16 protein-coding genes are annotated in these 16072 nt (G+C 38.1%); 14 read left to right on the top strand and 2 right to left on the bottom strand.

Annotated features, from left to right (window positions below; all coding sequences use genetic code 11):
* The first annotated feature begins 161 nt into the window (after positions 1-161).
* The 3 genes from tyrS (at position 162) to JMN12_RS04025 (ending at position 2860) form a co-directional block, all read left to right on the top strand.
* Complete coding sequence (gene tyrS, locus JMN12_RS04020; RefSeq protein ID WP_203137345.1) at positions 162-1457, top strand: tyrosine--tRNA ligase; 1296 nt, start codon at positions 162-164, stop codon at positions 1455-1457.
* Between the two features lie 122 nt (positions 1458-1579).
* Entirely contained in the window at positions 1580-1708 is a 129-nt protein-coding gene (locus JMN12_RS15455; RefSeq protein ID WP_262896512.1) for a hypothetical protein, read from the top strand.
* A gap of 24 nt (positions 1709-1732) precedes the next feature.
* Entirely contained in the window at positions 1733-2860 is a 1128-nt protein-coding gene (locus tag JMN12_RS04025) for a WG repeat-containing protein (protein ID WP_203137347.1), read from the top strand.
* A 32-nt stretch (positions 2861-2892) separates the two neighbouring features.
* On the opposite strand, the gene JMN12_RS04030 is transcribed toward JMN12_RS04025, so the two are convergent.
* On the bottom strand, positions 2893-3480 hold the full coding sequence (locus JMN12_RS04030; RefSeq protein ID WP_009413359.1) for a hypothetical protein: 588 nt from the start codon (positions 3478-3480) through the stop codon (positions 2893-2895).
* A gap of 134 nt (positions 3481-3614) precedes the next feature.
* Between JMN12_RS04030 and JMN12_RS04035 the strand changes: the two genes are divergently transcribed.
* From JMN12_RS04035 to ftsZ, 11 genes are all read left to right on the top strand, one after another.
* Positions 3615-4265: a protein-L-isoaspartate(D-aspartate) O-methyltransferase gene (locus JMN12_RS04035; protein ID WP_203137349.1), complete on the top strand. Its 651-nt coding sequence runs from the start codon at positions 3615-3617 to the stop codon at positions 4263-4265.
* A gap of 249 nt (positions 4266-4514) precedes the next feature.
* Positions 4515-5525, top strand: coding sequence for a beta-ketoacyl-ACP synthase III (locus tag JMN12_RS04040; protein ID WP_203137351.1), 1011 nt, complete (start codon positions 4515-4517; stop codon positions 5523-5525).
* A 41-nt stretch (positions 5526-5566) separates the two neighbouring features.
* On the top strand, positions 5567-6070 hold the full coding sequence (gene accB / locus JMN12_RS04045; protein WP_009413356.1) for an acetyl-CoA carboxylase biotin carboxyl carrier protein: 504 nt from the start codon (positions 5567-5569) through the stop codon (positions 6068-6070).
* An 11-nt stretch (positions 6071-6081) separates the two neighbouring features.
* Entirely contained in the window at positions 6082-7434 is a 1353-nt protein-coding gene (gene accC / locus JMN12_RS04050) for an acetyl-CoA carboxylase biotin carboxylase subunit (protein WP_002680793.1), read from the top strand.
* 99 nt (positions 7435-7533) lie between these two features.
* On the top strand, positions 7534-8634 hold the full coding sequence (locus JMN12_RS04055; protein ID WP_198474905.1) for an AAA family ATPase: 1101 nt from the start codon (positions 7534-7536) through the stop codon (positions 8632-8634).
* The gene (locus JMN12_RS04060) at positions 8615-9325 is read left to right on the top strand and encodes a hypothetical protein (RefSeq protein ID WP_198474907.1); all 711 of its coding nucleotides are present in this window, start codon (positions 8615-8617) and stop codon (positions 9323-9325) included. The genes JMN12_RS04055 and JMN12_RS04060 overlap by 20 nt, the downstream gene beginning before the upstream one ends.
* A gap of 8 nt (positions 9326-9333) precedes the next feature.
* Positions 9334-9780, top strand: coding sequence for a DUF6790 family protein (locus JMN12_RS04065; RefSeq protein ID WP_009413355.1), 447 nt, complete (start codon positions 9334-9336; stop codon positions 9778-9780).
* Between the two features lie 4 nt (positions 9781-9784).
* On the top strand, positions 9785-10492 hold the full coding sequence (locus tag JMN12_RS04070; protein ID WP_203137353.1) for a hypothetical protein: 708 nt from the start codon (positions 9785-9787) through the stop codon (positions 10490-10492).
* A gap of 3 nt (positions 10493-10495) precedes the next feature.
* Positions 10496-11227, top strand: coding sequence for a 3-deoxy-manno-octulosonate cytidylyltransferase (kdsB, locus tag JMN12_RS04075; RefSeq protein WP_009413353.1), 732 nt, complete (start codon positions 10496-10498; stop codon positions 11225-11227).
* Positions 11228-11463: 236 nt separating this feature from the next.
* The gene (ftsA, locus tag JMN12_RS04080) at positions 11464-12903 is read left to right on the top strand and encodes a cell division protein FtsA (RefSeq protein ID WP_009413352.1); all 1440 of its coding nucleotides are present in this window, start codon (positions 11464-11466) and stop codon (positions 12901-12903) included.
* Between the two features lie 29 nt (positions 12904-12932).
* Positions 12933-14717 carry a cell division protein FtsZ gene (ftsZ, locus tag JMN12_RS04085; RefSeq protein WP_203137355.1) on the top strand — a complete coding sequence of 595 codons (1785 nt, stop codon included), beginning with the start codon at positions 12933-12935 and terminating at the stop codon, positions 14715-14717.
* 78 nt (positions 14718-14795) lie between these two features.
* Here the strand turns inward: ftsZ and JMN12_RS04090 are convergent, their stop codons facing one another.
* A complete protein-coding gene (locus JMN12_RS04090; RefSeq protein WP_203137357.1) occupies positions 14796-16070 on the bottom strand; it encodes a dihydrolipoamide acetyltransferase family protein in 1275 nt (424 codons plus the stop codon).
* Positions 16071-16072: the final 2 nt, after the last annotated feature.

Here is a 16072-nt window from a genome sequence, read left to right on the forward strand (position 1 = left end):
ATTTCTTTATTTCTAAATAAATGTTAATATTTTTCTTTCGTCTAAAATCGTTAGAAACTTGAATGATATTCGTTTTTATAGATTGTCTTCTTGTTTACTTGTTAATTCTCAATTAATTTGTACCTTTGCCCAAATTATAAATTATAAACGAACAAAAACTAATGAAGAATTTTATAGAAGAATTGCGTTGGCGCGGTATGATTCAGGATATAATGCCTGAAACTGAACAACATCTTATGGAAGGATTACGCGCCGCTTATGTGGGGGTTGACCCTACAGCCGATTCGTTACATATCGGGCACTTAGTGGGCGTGATGATGTTGCGCCATTTCCAAAATTGCGGTCATAAACCCTATGCACTTGTAGGGGGGGCAACAGGAATGATAGGCGACCCTTCAGGTAAATCGGCTGAACGCAATTTGCTTACCGAAGAAGTATTAGCACATAATATAGAGGGTATTAAAAAACAATTGGCAAAATTCCTCGATTTCGAAAGTACCGCCTCCAATCGCGCAGAGCTCGTGAATAACTACGATTGGATGAAAAACTTCTCATTTCTCTCCTTCATCCGCGATATTGGTAAACACATCACTGTGAACTATATGATGGCTAAAGATTCAGTAAAAAAGCGCTTTGACCCTAATGAAAATACCGATGGAATGTCGTTTACTGAATTCTCATACCAACTCTTGCAAGGTTATGACTTTTTGCATCTCTACCAAGAGAAAAACCTCACTTTGCAAATGGGAGGGTCTGACCAATGGGGAAATATCACCACAGGTACTGAGCTTATTCGCCGTATTGCAGGCGGAAAGGCGTATGCCCTCACTTGCCCGCTGATTACCAAAGCCGATGGTACTAAATTCGGTAAGAGTGAAGGTGGTAATGTGTGGCTCGACCCTGAAAAAACTTCACCTTACAAGTTCTTCCAATATTGGATTAATACTTCCGATGCCGATGCCGAGCGTTATATCAAAATCTTTACAATGCTCAGCAAAGAGGAAATCAATAGTCTCATCGCACAGCACACCGAGGCGCCTCACTTGCGCGTATTGCAAAACAAATTGGCTGAAGAACTCACCCTATTAGTACACGGACGCGAAGAGCTTGAGAAAGCCCAAAAAGCATCACAAATCCTCTTTGGTAACTCTACTTCTGCCGATTTGCGCACTTTAGACGAGAAAACTTTCTTAGAAGTGTTTGACGGCGTACCTCAAGCCGAAGTAAGTGCCTCCGATATCGCTGGTGGACTTGATATGATTGCTATTCTTTCAGCAAAAACAGGCTTCATTAGTTCTAATTCCGAAGCTCGTCGTGCCTTGAAAGAAAATTCTATTTCGGTAAATAAAGAGAAAGTAGGTGAAGACTACCAAATAGGGGAAAAAGACCTTGTAGATGGTAAATTTATCTTATTACAACGCGGAAAGAAAAACTACTTTATAGTAAAGAAAGTATAATTCTTTATAATATCCAACTTTGCCAAAGTTTTCCTGCCCGTGCGGCTCGCACCTTTGGCAAAGTTTATTATTTTTAATTTTTCACTTCTTACCCCTTATCTCTTACCTCTTATCTCTTATCTATGAAAACATTCCTTCCCCTTATATTATATTTCTTACTTATCGCTTGTAAAACAGTAGATATGACGGTGCTAAATGATGCTTTGCAGTATGACAAATCAGTAGACAGCGCGCCCCGCAATGCGATCTGAAAATCCTATAATGATATTAGAAAAATGAAAAAACTCTTCTGCCTTATTCCCTTTCTCTTAATAGTAGCTTGTAGTAGCACCAAAATGGATATGTCTGTGCTAAACAATCGTACTTATTACGCTTATTCTTATGAAACAGATGGTAGTAAAGGTAATTGTTTCACTTTTTTGCCTTATAGTTATTTAGACAAAGAAGGAATTCCGATGCGTTTTCAACTACAGTTTAAAGGTGATTCACTACACGTGAATTATGAGATTTTTAAAGAAGGAAAAGTACTTACAGGAACTAAAAGTATCAAAGGAAAACTTAAAAAAGACGGCTGGAAGTATGTATCGCGTAGCTTGTTGCCATTCTTCCCTGTATACTTTTATTCCTCAGTTTACAAGGTATTGATATATCCTAATATTGAAAACGATATGCGTGTGGATACTTATAGTAGTACAGGAGGCTGTTTGTTCTTGTTTTGTGCAGGTGGAACAGGATATTCATCGCTCAACACATATAAAAATGAAGAAGATATTCAAACAGCTATTCCTTATATAGAAAATGGTAAATTTGGTATCAAACGTCAAGGGAAAATCATCGTCCCTGCTTGTTATGATCACATCGATATTTTTGATAAAGGAATCGCCAGAGTAAAAAAAGATTCACTATGGGGAACGATTGATAATCGCGGAAAAATTGTGATTCCTGTTGAATATAAGGTGTTAGAAAAAGAGTATTATACCACTCCTAAATTATTTTTAGCCCAAAAAGATAAGCGTTGGGGATTTTTAAATGAGCAAGGAGAAACAGTTTTGCCTATTATTTATGATATAATTGATAGATTAGGTTCTAACTTCAACCTATACTTAGGTGATAAAAGAGGATATTTCAAATATTATAAAGGTAAAGAAGATGAAAGTAGATTTATACCTGCTTGTTATACAGCTATAAACGAATCAACTTTATGGAGTAATTACACCTTAGTTTACGATGGTGATACTATATTATTTGTAGATAAAGAAGGCAATGAGTACGATGCAGTAACCAACGAAGTGAGAGCTATAGACGCTTTCTTTGGTTATCCACAACGTGATAGTGAAGTAAAAATAGGTGATAAGTACTATCGTCCTAATATAGAGAGCAAACGGCCACCGAGAAAAGAATAAGGGCGTTTTGCAAAACGCCCCCTTTAACATATTTATAATTCTTTAAACGAATTGATAATCTCCTTCATTTGTTGGTAATGTTTCTCTTTTTTGTTAGCTAACGTCCACGTGAAAATCTGGTAGTACGTTTTCTTTGTTTCGATGATAGCCACCACATAGAACACCCCCATACCATTCACTTCTTCTGTAGTCTCCACTACTATAGCAGGATACTTATTGATAGTGGTTTCGGTAATTTGCTTGGCAGTAGGGCGCATCATATTGGCTTCAGCCCAACCTTTTTTGCAAATCTCAAAGTAATTTTTAAGCTTAAACTTTTTGGCGAAAGCATTTTTGCTGCGAATGTGCAACGAATCTTTCAAAACCTCATAGAGCATATCGTTCACTTCCGATCGGTTTTCATCAATTACCGCTACAAAAAAGTCGGTTTTGCGATCACCATACTGCAAAGAAGCTTGCTCATAGAGATTGTTTTGGTTAGTAAGAGAGTTAGGTAGTTTTACTTCATACTTGTCTTCTATGTTCACCACTTGAGAAGATTCTGTCGAATTTTCACTAATCCTACAAGCAGTAGCCGATAAAAAGAGCACGATGAAGTATAGTTTGTTGAAACGTCTCATCTCTTGCTAATTTAGTTTTTTCCGCTACAAAAGTAGAAATAAATTTTTAAAAATCAATTTTTTTAGCAAAAAAATAACAAAAATGTTTTTTTACCTCAGAAAAAAGACAGAATTTTGTACCCAAAAATAAAACAATGCTACCGCTGAAAGACACATTAAAACACCAAGGATTACGCAACCAATTAGCCAATTTACTCAAAGAAAAAGGCATTAAAGATGAACGCGTATTAGCTGCCATTCGTACTATCCCTCGACATTTGTTTATGGATAGCAGTTTTGAAGACCACGCCTATCAGGATAAAGCCTTCCCTATAGGTGAAGACCAAACCATCTCTCAACCCTATACCGTCGCTTTTCAAACCGAATTGCTACAAGTAGCCCCACACCAAAAAGTCTTGGAAATAGGTACGGGCAGTGGCTACCAATCCAGCATACTCTTGTATTTGAACGTAAAACTCTATACAATCGAGCGCCAACAAAAACTCTTCAAGCAAGCCCAAATGCTGTTGCCCAAGCTCATCAATAAGCCCGTGCGTATGTATTTTGGCGATGGCTATAAAGGTTTGCCCAACGATGCACCCTTCGATCGTATTTTAGTAACGGCAGGTGCGCCTTACGTGCCCAATGCACTTCTCTCACAATTAGCCATTGGAGGTCGCTTGATAATCCCCATAGGCAATGAAACCCAAACAATGACCCTCTACGAACGCATCTCCAAAAAAGAATTCCACAAAACCGATTATGGTACATTCCAGTTCGTGCCAATGTTAAAAGAAAGAAATTAATAATCCCAGACTCTTTTGCATCATATTCCGTGAAATATAGTAGTGGCAACTGTCAATCTGTCCAAATTACAATTGATAATAGAAATTTATCCGTGTCAAAATCCGTGTAATTTGTGCAATCTGTGCCCAACTTTTGAAGTAGAGCTGCCTCTCTGTCTTCAATACAAAATGAAGAATTCTGAATAAAAATTGACTCCTTTTTGCTGTTAAATAAAAATAATTACGTACTTTTGCCCAAAATTTAATACAATGGAGAAAATAACCGCTGCCATCACAGCTGTCGGAGGCTATGTACCTGAAGATGTCCTAACCAATGCAATGTTAGAAAAAATGGTAGATACTAACGACGAGTGGATTTACACCCGTACAGGCATCAAAGAAAGACGCATACTCAAAGACCCCGATAAAGGCTCTTCCTTTTTAGGTATTGAAGCCGCTAAAAACCTTATTCATAAAACAGGTCTTGACCCCAAAGAAATAGACTTAGTTATTTTGGCTACGGCTACCCCCGATATGCCTGTAGCCCTTACAGGTCCTTATGTAGCATCTCAAATAGGCGCTGTCAATGCCTTCGCATTCGATTTGCAAGCCGCTTGCTCAAGCTTCCTATTTGGCGTTTCAGTAGCTGCTAAATACATAGAGTCAGGTCGTTATAAAAAAGTTCTCTTGGTGGGGGCAGATAAGATGTCGTCTATCATCGATTACACCGATCGCGCTACTTGTATCATCTTCGGCGATGGAGGTGGTGCCGCTCTCTTTGAACCTAATTATGAAGGTTTAGGCGTACAAGATGAACTCCTCAAAAGCGATGGGGTAGGGCGTAATTATTTATACATCAAAGCTGGAGGCTCTCTATGTCCCACTACTGCCGAAACAGTGGCTAACAAAGATCACTTTGTATTCCAAGACGGCAAAACTGTATTCAAATATGCTGTTACAGGTATGGCCGATGTCGCCGAAGAACTCATCAAACGCAATGGATTAACTTCAAATGATGTGCAATGGCTCACTCCTCACCAAGCCAATAAACGCATTATCGATGCTACTGCCGAGCGTATGGGCTTACCTTCCGAAAAAGTAATGCTCAATATCTATAAGTACGGCAATACTACTTCTGCAACTATCATCTTAGCTCTTAACGACTATGAAAACCAACTCAAAAAAGGCGACAATATTGTATTAGCTGCCTTTGGAGGCGGTTTTACTTGGGGAGCTATTTATCTCAAATGGGCTTACGATGGAACCCTCTATCACAAATAAATAACAACTATAGAAAGAATACAATATATAATATATAACGTATGGATTTAAAAGACATTCAAAATTTAATTAAGTTTGTTGCCAAGTCAGGGGCAAGCGAAGTGAAATTGGAAATGGAAGATGTAAAAATCACCATTAAAACAAACCCTGATGAAAGTGGCAAAGAGCAAGTGTTCGTACAACAATTGCCTATAGCTCAACAACTACCTCAGTTGCCTTTGCAACAGTCAATGCCTGTACAACAACTCCCCGCAGCTGAACCTGCCGACAGCAAACCTGCAACCCCCGCCGATGACGATAGTAAATATATCACTATCAAATCGCCGATGATTGGTACTTTCTATCGCCGTCCCGGTCCAGATAAACCGCTATTTGTTGAAGTAGGTTCTACCATCTCTAAAGGTACTGTCATTTGCATAATCGAAGCAATGAAACTCTTCAACGAAATAGAATCAGAAGTTTCTGGTAAAATAGTTAAAATATTGGTTGACGACTCTTCTCCTGTAGAATTCGACCAACCTCTGTACTTAGTGGATCCATCCTAAACCAAACAACTATGTTTAAAAAAATATTAATTGCCAACCGTGGAGAAATTGCCCTGCGCGTGATACGTACGTGTCGCGAAATGGGTATCAAATCGGTAGCCGTATACTCTACTGCCGATGCCGATAGCTTACACGTGCGCTTCGCCGATGAAGCCGTGTGTATAGGTCCTCCACCAAGCAAAGATTCTTACTTAAAAATACCTAATATTATTGCCGCTGCCGAAATTACCAATGCCGATGCCATCCACCCCGGCTATGGCTTCCTTTCGGAAAATGCTAAATTCTCTAAGATTTGTGCAGAACACGGTATTAAATTCATCGGAGCTTCTCCCGAAATGATTGAAAAAATGGGTGATAAGGCTTCTGCCAAAGCTACTATGAAAGCTGCTGGAGTCCCTACGGTACCAGGCTCTGATGGACTTGTAGAATCATTGGAACACGCTAAAAAAATAGCCGCCGAAATCGGTTATCCTGTAATGCTAAAAGCTACAGCCGGTGGAGGTGGTCGCGGTATGCGTGATGTGTGGAAAGAGGAAGACCTCGAGAAAGCTCTCAACAGCGCAATGCAGGAAGCAGGCGCTGCCTTTGGTAACGATGCGATGTATATGGAAAAACTCATCGTCGATCCTCGCCATATCGAGATACAAATCGTTGGCGACCAGTATGGTAAGGCTTGCCACCTTTCTGAACGCGATTGCTCTATCCAGCGCCGCCACCAAAAACTTACTGAAGAAACACCTTCTCCTTTTATGACCGATGATCTTCGTAAGCGTATGGGCGAAGCTGCCGTAAAAGCTGCTGAGTTTATTAAATACGAAGGGGCAGGAACAGTAGAGTTCTTGGTAGATAAAGACCGCAATTTCTACTTTATGGAGATGAATACTCGTATACAAGTAGAACACCCTATCACCGAACAAGTGATTGATTACGACCTTATTCGTGAGCAAATATTAGTAGCGGCTGGTGTGCCTATCTCAGGTAAGAACTATACGCCTAAGTTACACGCTATTGAGTGCCGTATCAACGCCGAAGACCCTTATAACGACTTCCGCCCATCACCAGGTAAAATTACTACTTTGCACGCACCAGGGGGGCACGGAGTACGCCTTGATACTCACGTATATAGCGGCTATGTAATTCCACCTAACTACGATTCTATGATAGCCAAGCTTATCACTACAGCGCAAACCCGTGAGGAAGCGATTGCCAAAATGAAACGCGCCTTAGATGAGTTTGTCGTAGAAGGTGTGAAAACCACTATTCCATTCCACTTACAACTGATGGATGACCCCGATTACTTAGCCGGTAACTACACCACTAAGTTTATGGAGGACTTCAAAATGAAACCCCAAGTGGCAGAATAAGCAACTCAAAAATGAATGTATAATGAAAGGGACTGTCTAACTCACGAGAAAGATAGTCCCTTTATAATAATTATAAGATAGATGCTAACTAAATTTAGAGTGTCTAATTTCAAAAGTTTTCAAGAGAACTTTGAAATAGATTTTACCAAAGTCAATAAGTACGACTTCAATCAGGAATGCATTAGGGATAATTGCATCAATAATGCTATTGTATATGGCAAGAATGGCGTAGGGAAGTCTAATTTAGGCTTTGCTATCTTTGATATTATTGAACATCTTACTGATAAAAAGAAAGGAGAATGGAATTATAGTAATTATATCAATGCTTATAGCGAAAGTGCTTGTGCCGAATTTTACTATGAATTTATTATCAACGGACAAAAAGTAACTTATACATATCGGAAAAGTAATCATAAAACTATCATTTATGAAGCTTTTTGGATTGATGATGCCTTTTTAGCAACTATTGATAGAGAAAAAAGTAACACAGCAGTTATAAATTTTGAAGGAGCAGCTACATTGAATACTGATTTAGAACATAATCAAGAGATTTCAGTGTTAAAATACATTAGAAATAATGCTGTTTTAGAAGATAATGTTATTAATACTACATTTAAAAAATTTTTTGTATTTGTAGAGAAGATGCTTTTCTTTCGTACCTTAAGAGATACGAGCTATATAGGTTTAGATACTAAAGAGGGAGGCATTACCGAAGATATTATCAAGCGAAATAATGTCCGCGATTTTGAAACATTTTTAAACCGTGCAGGGGTAGAGTGTAAGTTAGAGGTACTGAATATATTGGGTAAAAAGATGTTAGTTTTTGATTTTAAAGGCAAAAAAATTCCTTTTTGGGATATAGCTTCTACAGGTACAGAATCGTTAGCTTTGTTTTATGTTTGGTTTCAGGATATACGCGAAAAAGGAAAAGTTTCTTTCTTGTTTATTGATGAGTTTGACGCTTTTTATCATTTTGAACTCTCTAAACTTATAGTAGAAGAATTGAAAAAAGCGGGCGTTCAGTTTGTTCTCACTACTCATAATACCTCAATTATGACCAATGATTTGCTGCGCCCTGATTGTTATTTTATAATGGATAAAGAGCGTATGGTTTCTTTGGCTAACGCAACCGACAAAGAACTGAGAGAAGCCCATAATCTCGAAAAAATATATAAAAGTAATGGATTTAGCCTCAAATAATATCCTTTTTGTAATGGAGGGAAAAAGAGAAGAGAGTGTTGTAGAAAGTATGCAAAAAGTTTTGTTTGATGATAAAACAGTTATTACTTGCGTTTTTGGAACAGTGGTTTATGCTCTTTACAATGAGATAAAAGAAGATAGAGATTTAGATGTTTTTACATTGTTGAAAAACCGTATAAAAGAACTGCAAAAATTTGATAGAAATACTTTTTCTGAGATTTATTTGTTTTTTGATTATGATGCTCACGCTTCTAATGCTTCAAATACTAAATTAGAGGTCTTATTCAGTACTTTTGATAATGAAACCGAAAATGGTAAACTCTATGTAAGTTATCCTATGTTAGAAGCTTTAAAGCATTACACTACGCTACAAGATTTTAAAACCAAGATAGCAAAATGCAATGATCAATATAAAAAACAAGTAAACAGAGAATGCAATCCTAAGTATATAGATTTTAATAGGTATGATAAAGAAATATGGAGAGAGTTGTCAGAAGCACATCTTTGTAAAATGAACTATATTGTAACAGACGATTATAGATTCCCTACCAAATATTTTTCTCAATCATCTATTTTTGAAAAACAAAAAGAAAAATATAAAGTTCCTAATGAAGTAGGCGTATTGAGTGCATTTCCAGTTTTCTTATATGATGAGTTTGGAACAGAAAAATTATCAAGAAAATTAAAGTAAAGAATACTATGATATATCTTATTGTATACCTTATCTGTTGGTTATTAGCTGTTGTACTATATGCTTTTTCTTTCGATGAAAGCTTTGTATATACTGCATTATACACCCATTTGGTTTATGGAGTAGGCTTTTTTGGGTTGTTTAACTTTGTAGGCCACTCGATACTCAGTGAGAAAGTAGCTAAAACTATAGGGTGGGTATCTAACGGTTTTCAAAAAGAATTAGGTTTTGTGTCCTTAGGAATAGGTATTTGTGGAATAGTATGCCATTGGTTTCGCGATGGTTTTTGGTTAGCAACTACTATCCCTTTTAGCGTATTTTTGATAGGAGCTGCTTTGTTACACATCGTTGAAATGAAACAAAAACACAATTTCAACAAAGGGAATGTATGGATTATTCTCCCTGATTTTCTAATGCCTCTAACACTTGTAATATTACTTATTTTAAAACCATAACACAATGAACAACAACATTAAAAACGTCGACACTACTTTTGAACTTACACCTGGGCTTAAAAAACTACAAGGTGCTACTACCTATTTTGAGAAACTCAAAGAAATGACTCTACTGGGGGTAACCTCTGGAATGAAATCCTCAGGAAGTATCATAGTACTATTCTTGCTAAACTTTTTATTCCTTATTATAGCGGGCTGTATAATAGGATTTTCAAGTAAATTTGAATATATACAATTACTTTATTTAGCTATTGTACTACTTTTAGGAGGTTTTTTTGTGTTTTTGGCGGTAAAACGTATGCTTTCTCTCTTGCAATTAGATTATACTTTGTATGTTTTTAACCAATTTGAACCTTTTATTCATAAAATATGCGCAGCTATTGTAGATAAAGCTGAAAAAAGCACTGAAAAAATAGTAACTACCGACCAAGTAAAAGGGGTTTTCAATACATATATTTCTAAAATACCTCCTGTCTTTCAACAAGTATTGTGGCTACTGCTCTCACAAGTGCCCGTAGTGGGATTTGTAGCCGAAATATACAAAACACCTCTGCTCGATACTTACGAGAAACGCAGCGAAAGATTGGTAGCACGTGTAAAACAATACATACAACACAGCATAGAGATGCGTCGTAAAGCTAAATTTTTAGCTTGGGCACTCCCTCTGAATATAGTGTTACAAATTATAGTAATATACTTATTGTCAAGATAAAATATGAAACTCATAGCAATGATACCCGCCCGTTATGGGGCAACACGCTTTCCTGCCAAACTGATGCAAGACCTCTGTGGCAAACCCGTGATTGTGCATACTTACCAGCGTGTGGCTGATACTCACTTGTTTGACCAAGTATATGTAGTAACCGACGATGATCGCATCGAAAAGGCAATTCGCGAAGTAGGAGGCAGTGTGATTCGCAGCCAGAAACAGCACAATAGTGGTAGTGATCGTTTAGCTGAAGCTTCTAAAAATTTGGAAGTAGATATCATCGTGAATGTACAAGGAGATGAACCTTTTACCGATAAAGAAAATCTGCAAAAAGTAATAGATATTTTTGCAAACGACCCTCAAAAAAACATAGCAGTAGCGAGCCTGATGGAACGCATTACCAACCCCGATGATATTGCAAATCCTAATAATGTCAAGGTAGTAGTAAACAAATTTAATGAAGCTCTCTATTTTTCCAGAAGTGTAATTCCTTTTCCGCGTGACCCCAATACAGCTGTGCCTTACTACAAACACATTGGAATTTATGCCTATCGCAAAGATGCTTTGCAACAGTTCACTCAGTTGCCTCCATCTCAGTTAGAAGAGACCGAGAAATTAGAACAACTCCGCTACTTAGAAAATGGCTTTAAAATACGCCTCGCCCTTACTCACATCCCTACCATAGGAATTGATACCCCCGAGGATTTAGAAAAAGCACGCAAATACCTCTCAAAATAGAGAGTAAAAAGTTATTAACAGATTTTTTAACATTTTCTTTAACAATGATTCTCAATAGTTTATAAGATTGTTGATAACTTATTGATAAAAAACTACTATACAAATTGCTTTTTTACTTATCTTTGCTACCTGCAAAGCTATAGTTGTGGATAAAACTGCCTAATTCCTCAAGAAATATAATAACAAACAAAAAATTATCAATCTCATAGAGATATGTGATTGTTTTACGTGAAAAAATGAAATATAAAAAGTATTACGTTGGGTTAGATATCGGTACTACCAAGATTGTAGCTATGGTAGGTGCCAAAAATGAATATGGTAAAATTCAGATTTTAGGATACGGACAAGCAAAAAGCGAAGGTATAAACAAGGGCGTGGTGAACAACATCGCCCAAACTACCCAGTCTATAATGGATGCTGTCCAAGATGCAAAAGAAAAAACAGGCTTAGAAATCGAAAATGTAGTGGCTGGTATTGCAGGACAAAATATCATCAGTCGCTCTCATTCCGATTATATCTCACGTAAAGATCCTGATAAACTGATAGATTTTGAAGACTTAGAAGAACTCAAAAAACAAGTTTATAATATCACCTTATCTCCAGGTCAGAAAATTATCCACGCTTTACCTCAAGATTACAAAGTCGATAACAACCCCGATGTCAAAGAACCTATCGGTATGATGGGATCGCGGTTAGATGCTACTTTTCACTTAGTGATTGGGCAAATCAACGCTATAAAAGGCATTTCTCGTTGCGTAGAAATGGCTAACTTGAAACCCATAGGGCTCACCTTAGAACCTATAGCTTCAGCAAGCGCAGTACTCAGCGACGAAGAAAAAGATGCCGGTGTTGTGTTAGTAGATATAGGAGGGGGTACTACCGATGTAGCAATCTTTAAAGATGGTATTATTCGCCATACAGCCGTAGTTCCTTTGGGAGGAAATGTCATTACCGAAGATATCAAAGAAGGTTGTGGTATATTAGCACGCCAAGCCGAAATGCTAAAAGTACAGTACGGCTCTGCTTGGCCTGGCGAAAATCGCGACAACGAAATCGTCTCTATACCTGGTATTAAAGGTAAAGAACCTCGTGAAATATCCCTTAAAAACCTCTCTAAAATTATACACGCTCGCGTGAGTGAAATTATCAATTTAGTGTTCAACGTAATTAAAAGTTATGGCCACGAAGAACCTAAAAAGAAACTCATTGCAGGCATTGTCCTTACCGGTGGCGGTAGCCAGCTCAAACACATCGTTCAGTTAGTAGAGTATATCACCGGAATGGATACACGCATAGGTTACCCCGATGAACACTTAGCTGGTAATTCCGATAATCGACTTACTTCTCCTATCTATGCTACAGCCATTGGGTTGGTAATGAGCGCTATAGAAAACGAAGCTGAAGAACAATTCAAAAAACGATTAGAAGAACTCAAAGCTCAAGAAGCTAATGAAGCTTCACAAAATCAAAATACAGAACCTCTGTTTCAAGAAAACCCAATAGAACCTGTACCAAAAAATCTTACCGTAGTAGGCAATACAATTACCTCTACTCAAGAAGTACTACAACCCGTCGGTGACGACGAAGAAGAAACTCCTAAAACAAGCGAAAGTTTCTGGGGAAAATTCAATAAATTTATCTCTAAATATATAGGAGAAACTGACGACGACGAATAAAGTATAAAACAAATAATTATGATTTAGATATGGAAGAAAACTATCAATTTAACTTTCCTAAAAACAACAGTAACTATATCAAAGTTATTGGCGTAGGAGGTGGAGGATGTAACGCCGTGAATTTTATGTATAACGAAGGCATAAAAGGCGTAGATTACGTTGTGTGTAACACCGATGCCCAAGCTCTTGAGTATAGCCCTATTTCTAATCGTATTCAGTTAGGTGTTACCCTTACCGAAGGATTAGGAGCTGGCGCTAATCCCGAAATTGGAGAACAAGCCGCTGTTGAAAGTATCGAAGATATCAAGCGCGCTTTAGAAGGAAATACTCAAATGGTATTCATTACCGCTGGTATGGGAGGTGGTACAGGTACAGGAGCTGTGCCTGTTATCGCTAAACAAGCCAAAGATATGGGGATCCTTACCGTCGCTATCGTTACTACTCCATTCAATTTCGAAGGACCAAAACGCAGCCATCAAGCTCAAGCAGGAATTAAAAAATTGCGCGACTGTGTAGATTCTCTTATCGTTATCAATAATAATAAAATAAGCGAAATTTACGACGACCTCACAGTAGAAGAAGGATACGGAAAAGCCAATGAAATCCTCCTTAGAGGGGCTAGAGGTATGGCCGAAGTAATTAGCAAACACTACTTGGTTAACATAGATTTACGTGACGCTCGCGCTGTACTTGAAAACGGAGGTACCGCTATTATGGGAGCAGCAATAGCCGAAGGTGATAATCGCGCTTCTGAGGCTGTAGGAGCCGCCTTAAACTCTCCTCTATTAAACGATAATAAAATTACAGGAGCTAAAAATGCTCTCGTCCTTATTACTTATGGAGATAGAAAAGCTACTCAACGCGAAGTGAATGAAATTATGGGGTATATCCAAGAAAAAGCAGGCGATAATATGGCCGACCTTATCTATGGTATAGGTGTAGACGAAAGTTTAGGAGAAGCTATCTCAGTAATCGTGATTGCTACTGGTTTTGACGCCGAACAACAACAAGAAATCGTAAATGCCGAACCTCGTCGTGTAATTCACGTACTCGAAGAAAACCAAACTATTATTCGCGATTTAACCGAGCAAAAAGGAGCCGTAGTAAAAACCTCTATTTCCACTACACCTGATAATATTGCTTATCCTACCCCTGCTGTTCCCGAAATTAAAAAGGAACTTTCCCTTTCCGACCTATTTAATATTTGGACAGATTGCGAAGTAGTAACCCCCGACGATGCCTTTGTAATTGTCGATAAAACAACCCCTGCTCAGTTCGATAATAGATTCCAATCTCAATCTACAGTTCAACGACAATCTGCTCAACAACAACCTATCCAGCAACAACCTATCCAGCAGCAACCACAAACAAAAGCTCCGGATGCTCCTATTATTCATACCTTGAGAGATGATGAAGTTTATGAACCTTCATACACAAATAAATCTTCTGTAAAAGAAGAAGATATATTTGATATGTATGTGAGAAATATCGAGTTTGAAGAAAAATATACTCAGCCAGTGGTAGAAAAAAGAACTCAACCTGAGTTTGTAAGTAATAAAGGTGGTGAAACTCCTCAACCTTACAATCCCAATACTTCTATAGGGGTGCAAACAAGAATGTTTGAAGAAGAACAAAAACTCAGCCCTATAGACGCTCCCATCTCCGATGTGCTTAACAAACGTTCGTCCAACCTAAAAACCTACAATCATACCTTTGGTAGTGCAGGTCAATCGCGTACTACAGTAGGTAAAGATAGTGCAGGTGAAATGCAGATTCGACGTAACAATTCTTTCTTGCACGATAATGTAGACTAAAGTTAAATATCTTTAAAAAGAAAAAATCTGAAAGCTCATAGTGAACTTTCAGATTTTTTTGTTGTTATAAATCAGTTGTTAAATATTTCTGTTCATATCCCATTTTTCGAGATATTCGGCAACGCGTTGTACAAACATTCCGCCTAAAGCACCATTTACCACGCGGTGGTCATAACTATGGGAGAGCATCAGTTTGTAACGGATGCCTATTACATCACCTTCAGGGGTTTCTATTACAGCAGGGACTTTGCAAATAGCGCCAATCGCTAAAATTCCCACTTGCGGCTGATTAATAATAGGAGTGCCAAACAAAGTGCCAAATGAACCTATATTGGTAACTGTATAAGTACCATCTTTCACCTCATCAGGTTTTAGCTGACCTGCACGCGCACGTACTGCAAGATCATTTACAGTTCTTACCATTCCACGCAAGTTAAGGGCATCGGCGTTTTTAATTACAGGTACAATGAGGTTACCGTCGGGGAGGGCGGTTGCCATCCCTATATTGATGTGTTTCTTCTTGATAATTGTATTGCCTTCTACCGAAATGTTCATCATTGGGAAATCTACCAAGGCTTTGGCTACTGCCTCCATAAAAATAGGGGTAAAGGTAATTTTCTCACCTTCACGGGCTTCAAAGGCTTTCTTTACCTTGTTGCGCCATTGCCAAATACGAGTAACATCAACTTCGGTAAAGCTTTGTACGTGTGCTGAGGTTTGCTTGCTCATCGTCATGTGCTCAGCGATGAGTTTGCCCATACGGCTCATCTCTATGCGCTCATCTCCCTCAACAAAAGAAGATGTAGTTGTTGCAAAAATAGGAGAGGTGCTTGTGATAGGGGCTTGAGTTCTATGTGCTAAATAACCTAAAATATCGTCTTTGGTAACGCGGTTATTCAAACCTGTACCCTGTATATGATTTAGTTCATCAAGGCTGATACCTTCTTTTTTAGCAATATTCTTCACCAAGGGCGAATAAAAGCGTTCACTACTGCTAAAATTAATAGGTGCAGCAAGTGTTTCTTTTATCTCAGCGATTTGCTGTGTTAAGTTTTTAGCCGTTTGTTGAATAGTAGGTATTTCGGCTGTAGCCTGTGGTGCATTAGCTTCAGCTTCAGTTTCTATGATAGCCATTACTTGTCCTACTTTCACTACTTCATCTACTTTGAAGAGTATTTCGGCTACGATGCCCGATACTTCACAAGGCACTTCGGAGTCTACCTTATCGGTGGCTACTTCTGCAATAGTTTCTTCGGCTTCAATAGGATCGCCTACTTTTTTAAGCCAATTGGTAATAGTAGCTTCAGCTACACTTTCGCCCATTGAGGGTAATTTCAATTCATATTTTGCCATTT

The organism is Capnocytophaga genosp. AHN8471 (genome assembly GCF_016806945.1).
GTDB classification, from domain to species: Bacteria; Bacteroidota; Bacteroidia; order Flavobacteriales; family Flavobacteriaceae; genus Capnocytophaga; species Capnocytophaga periodontitidis.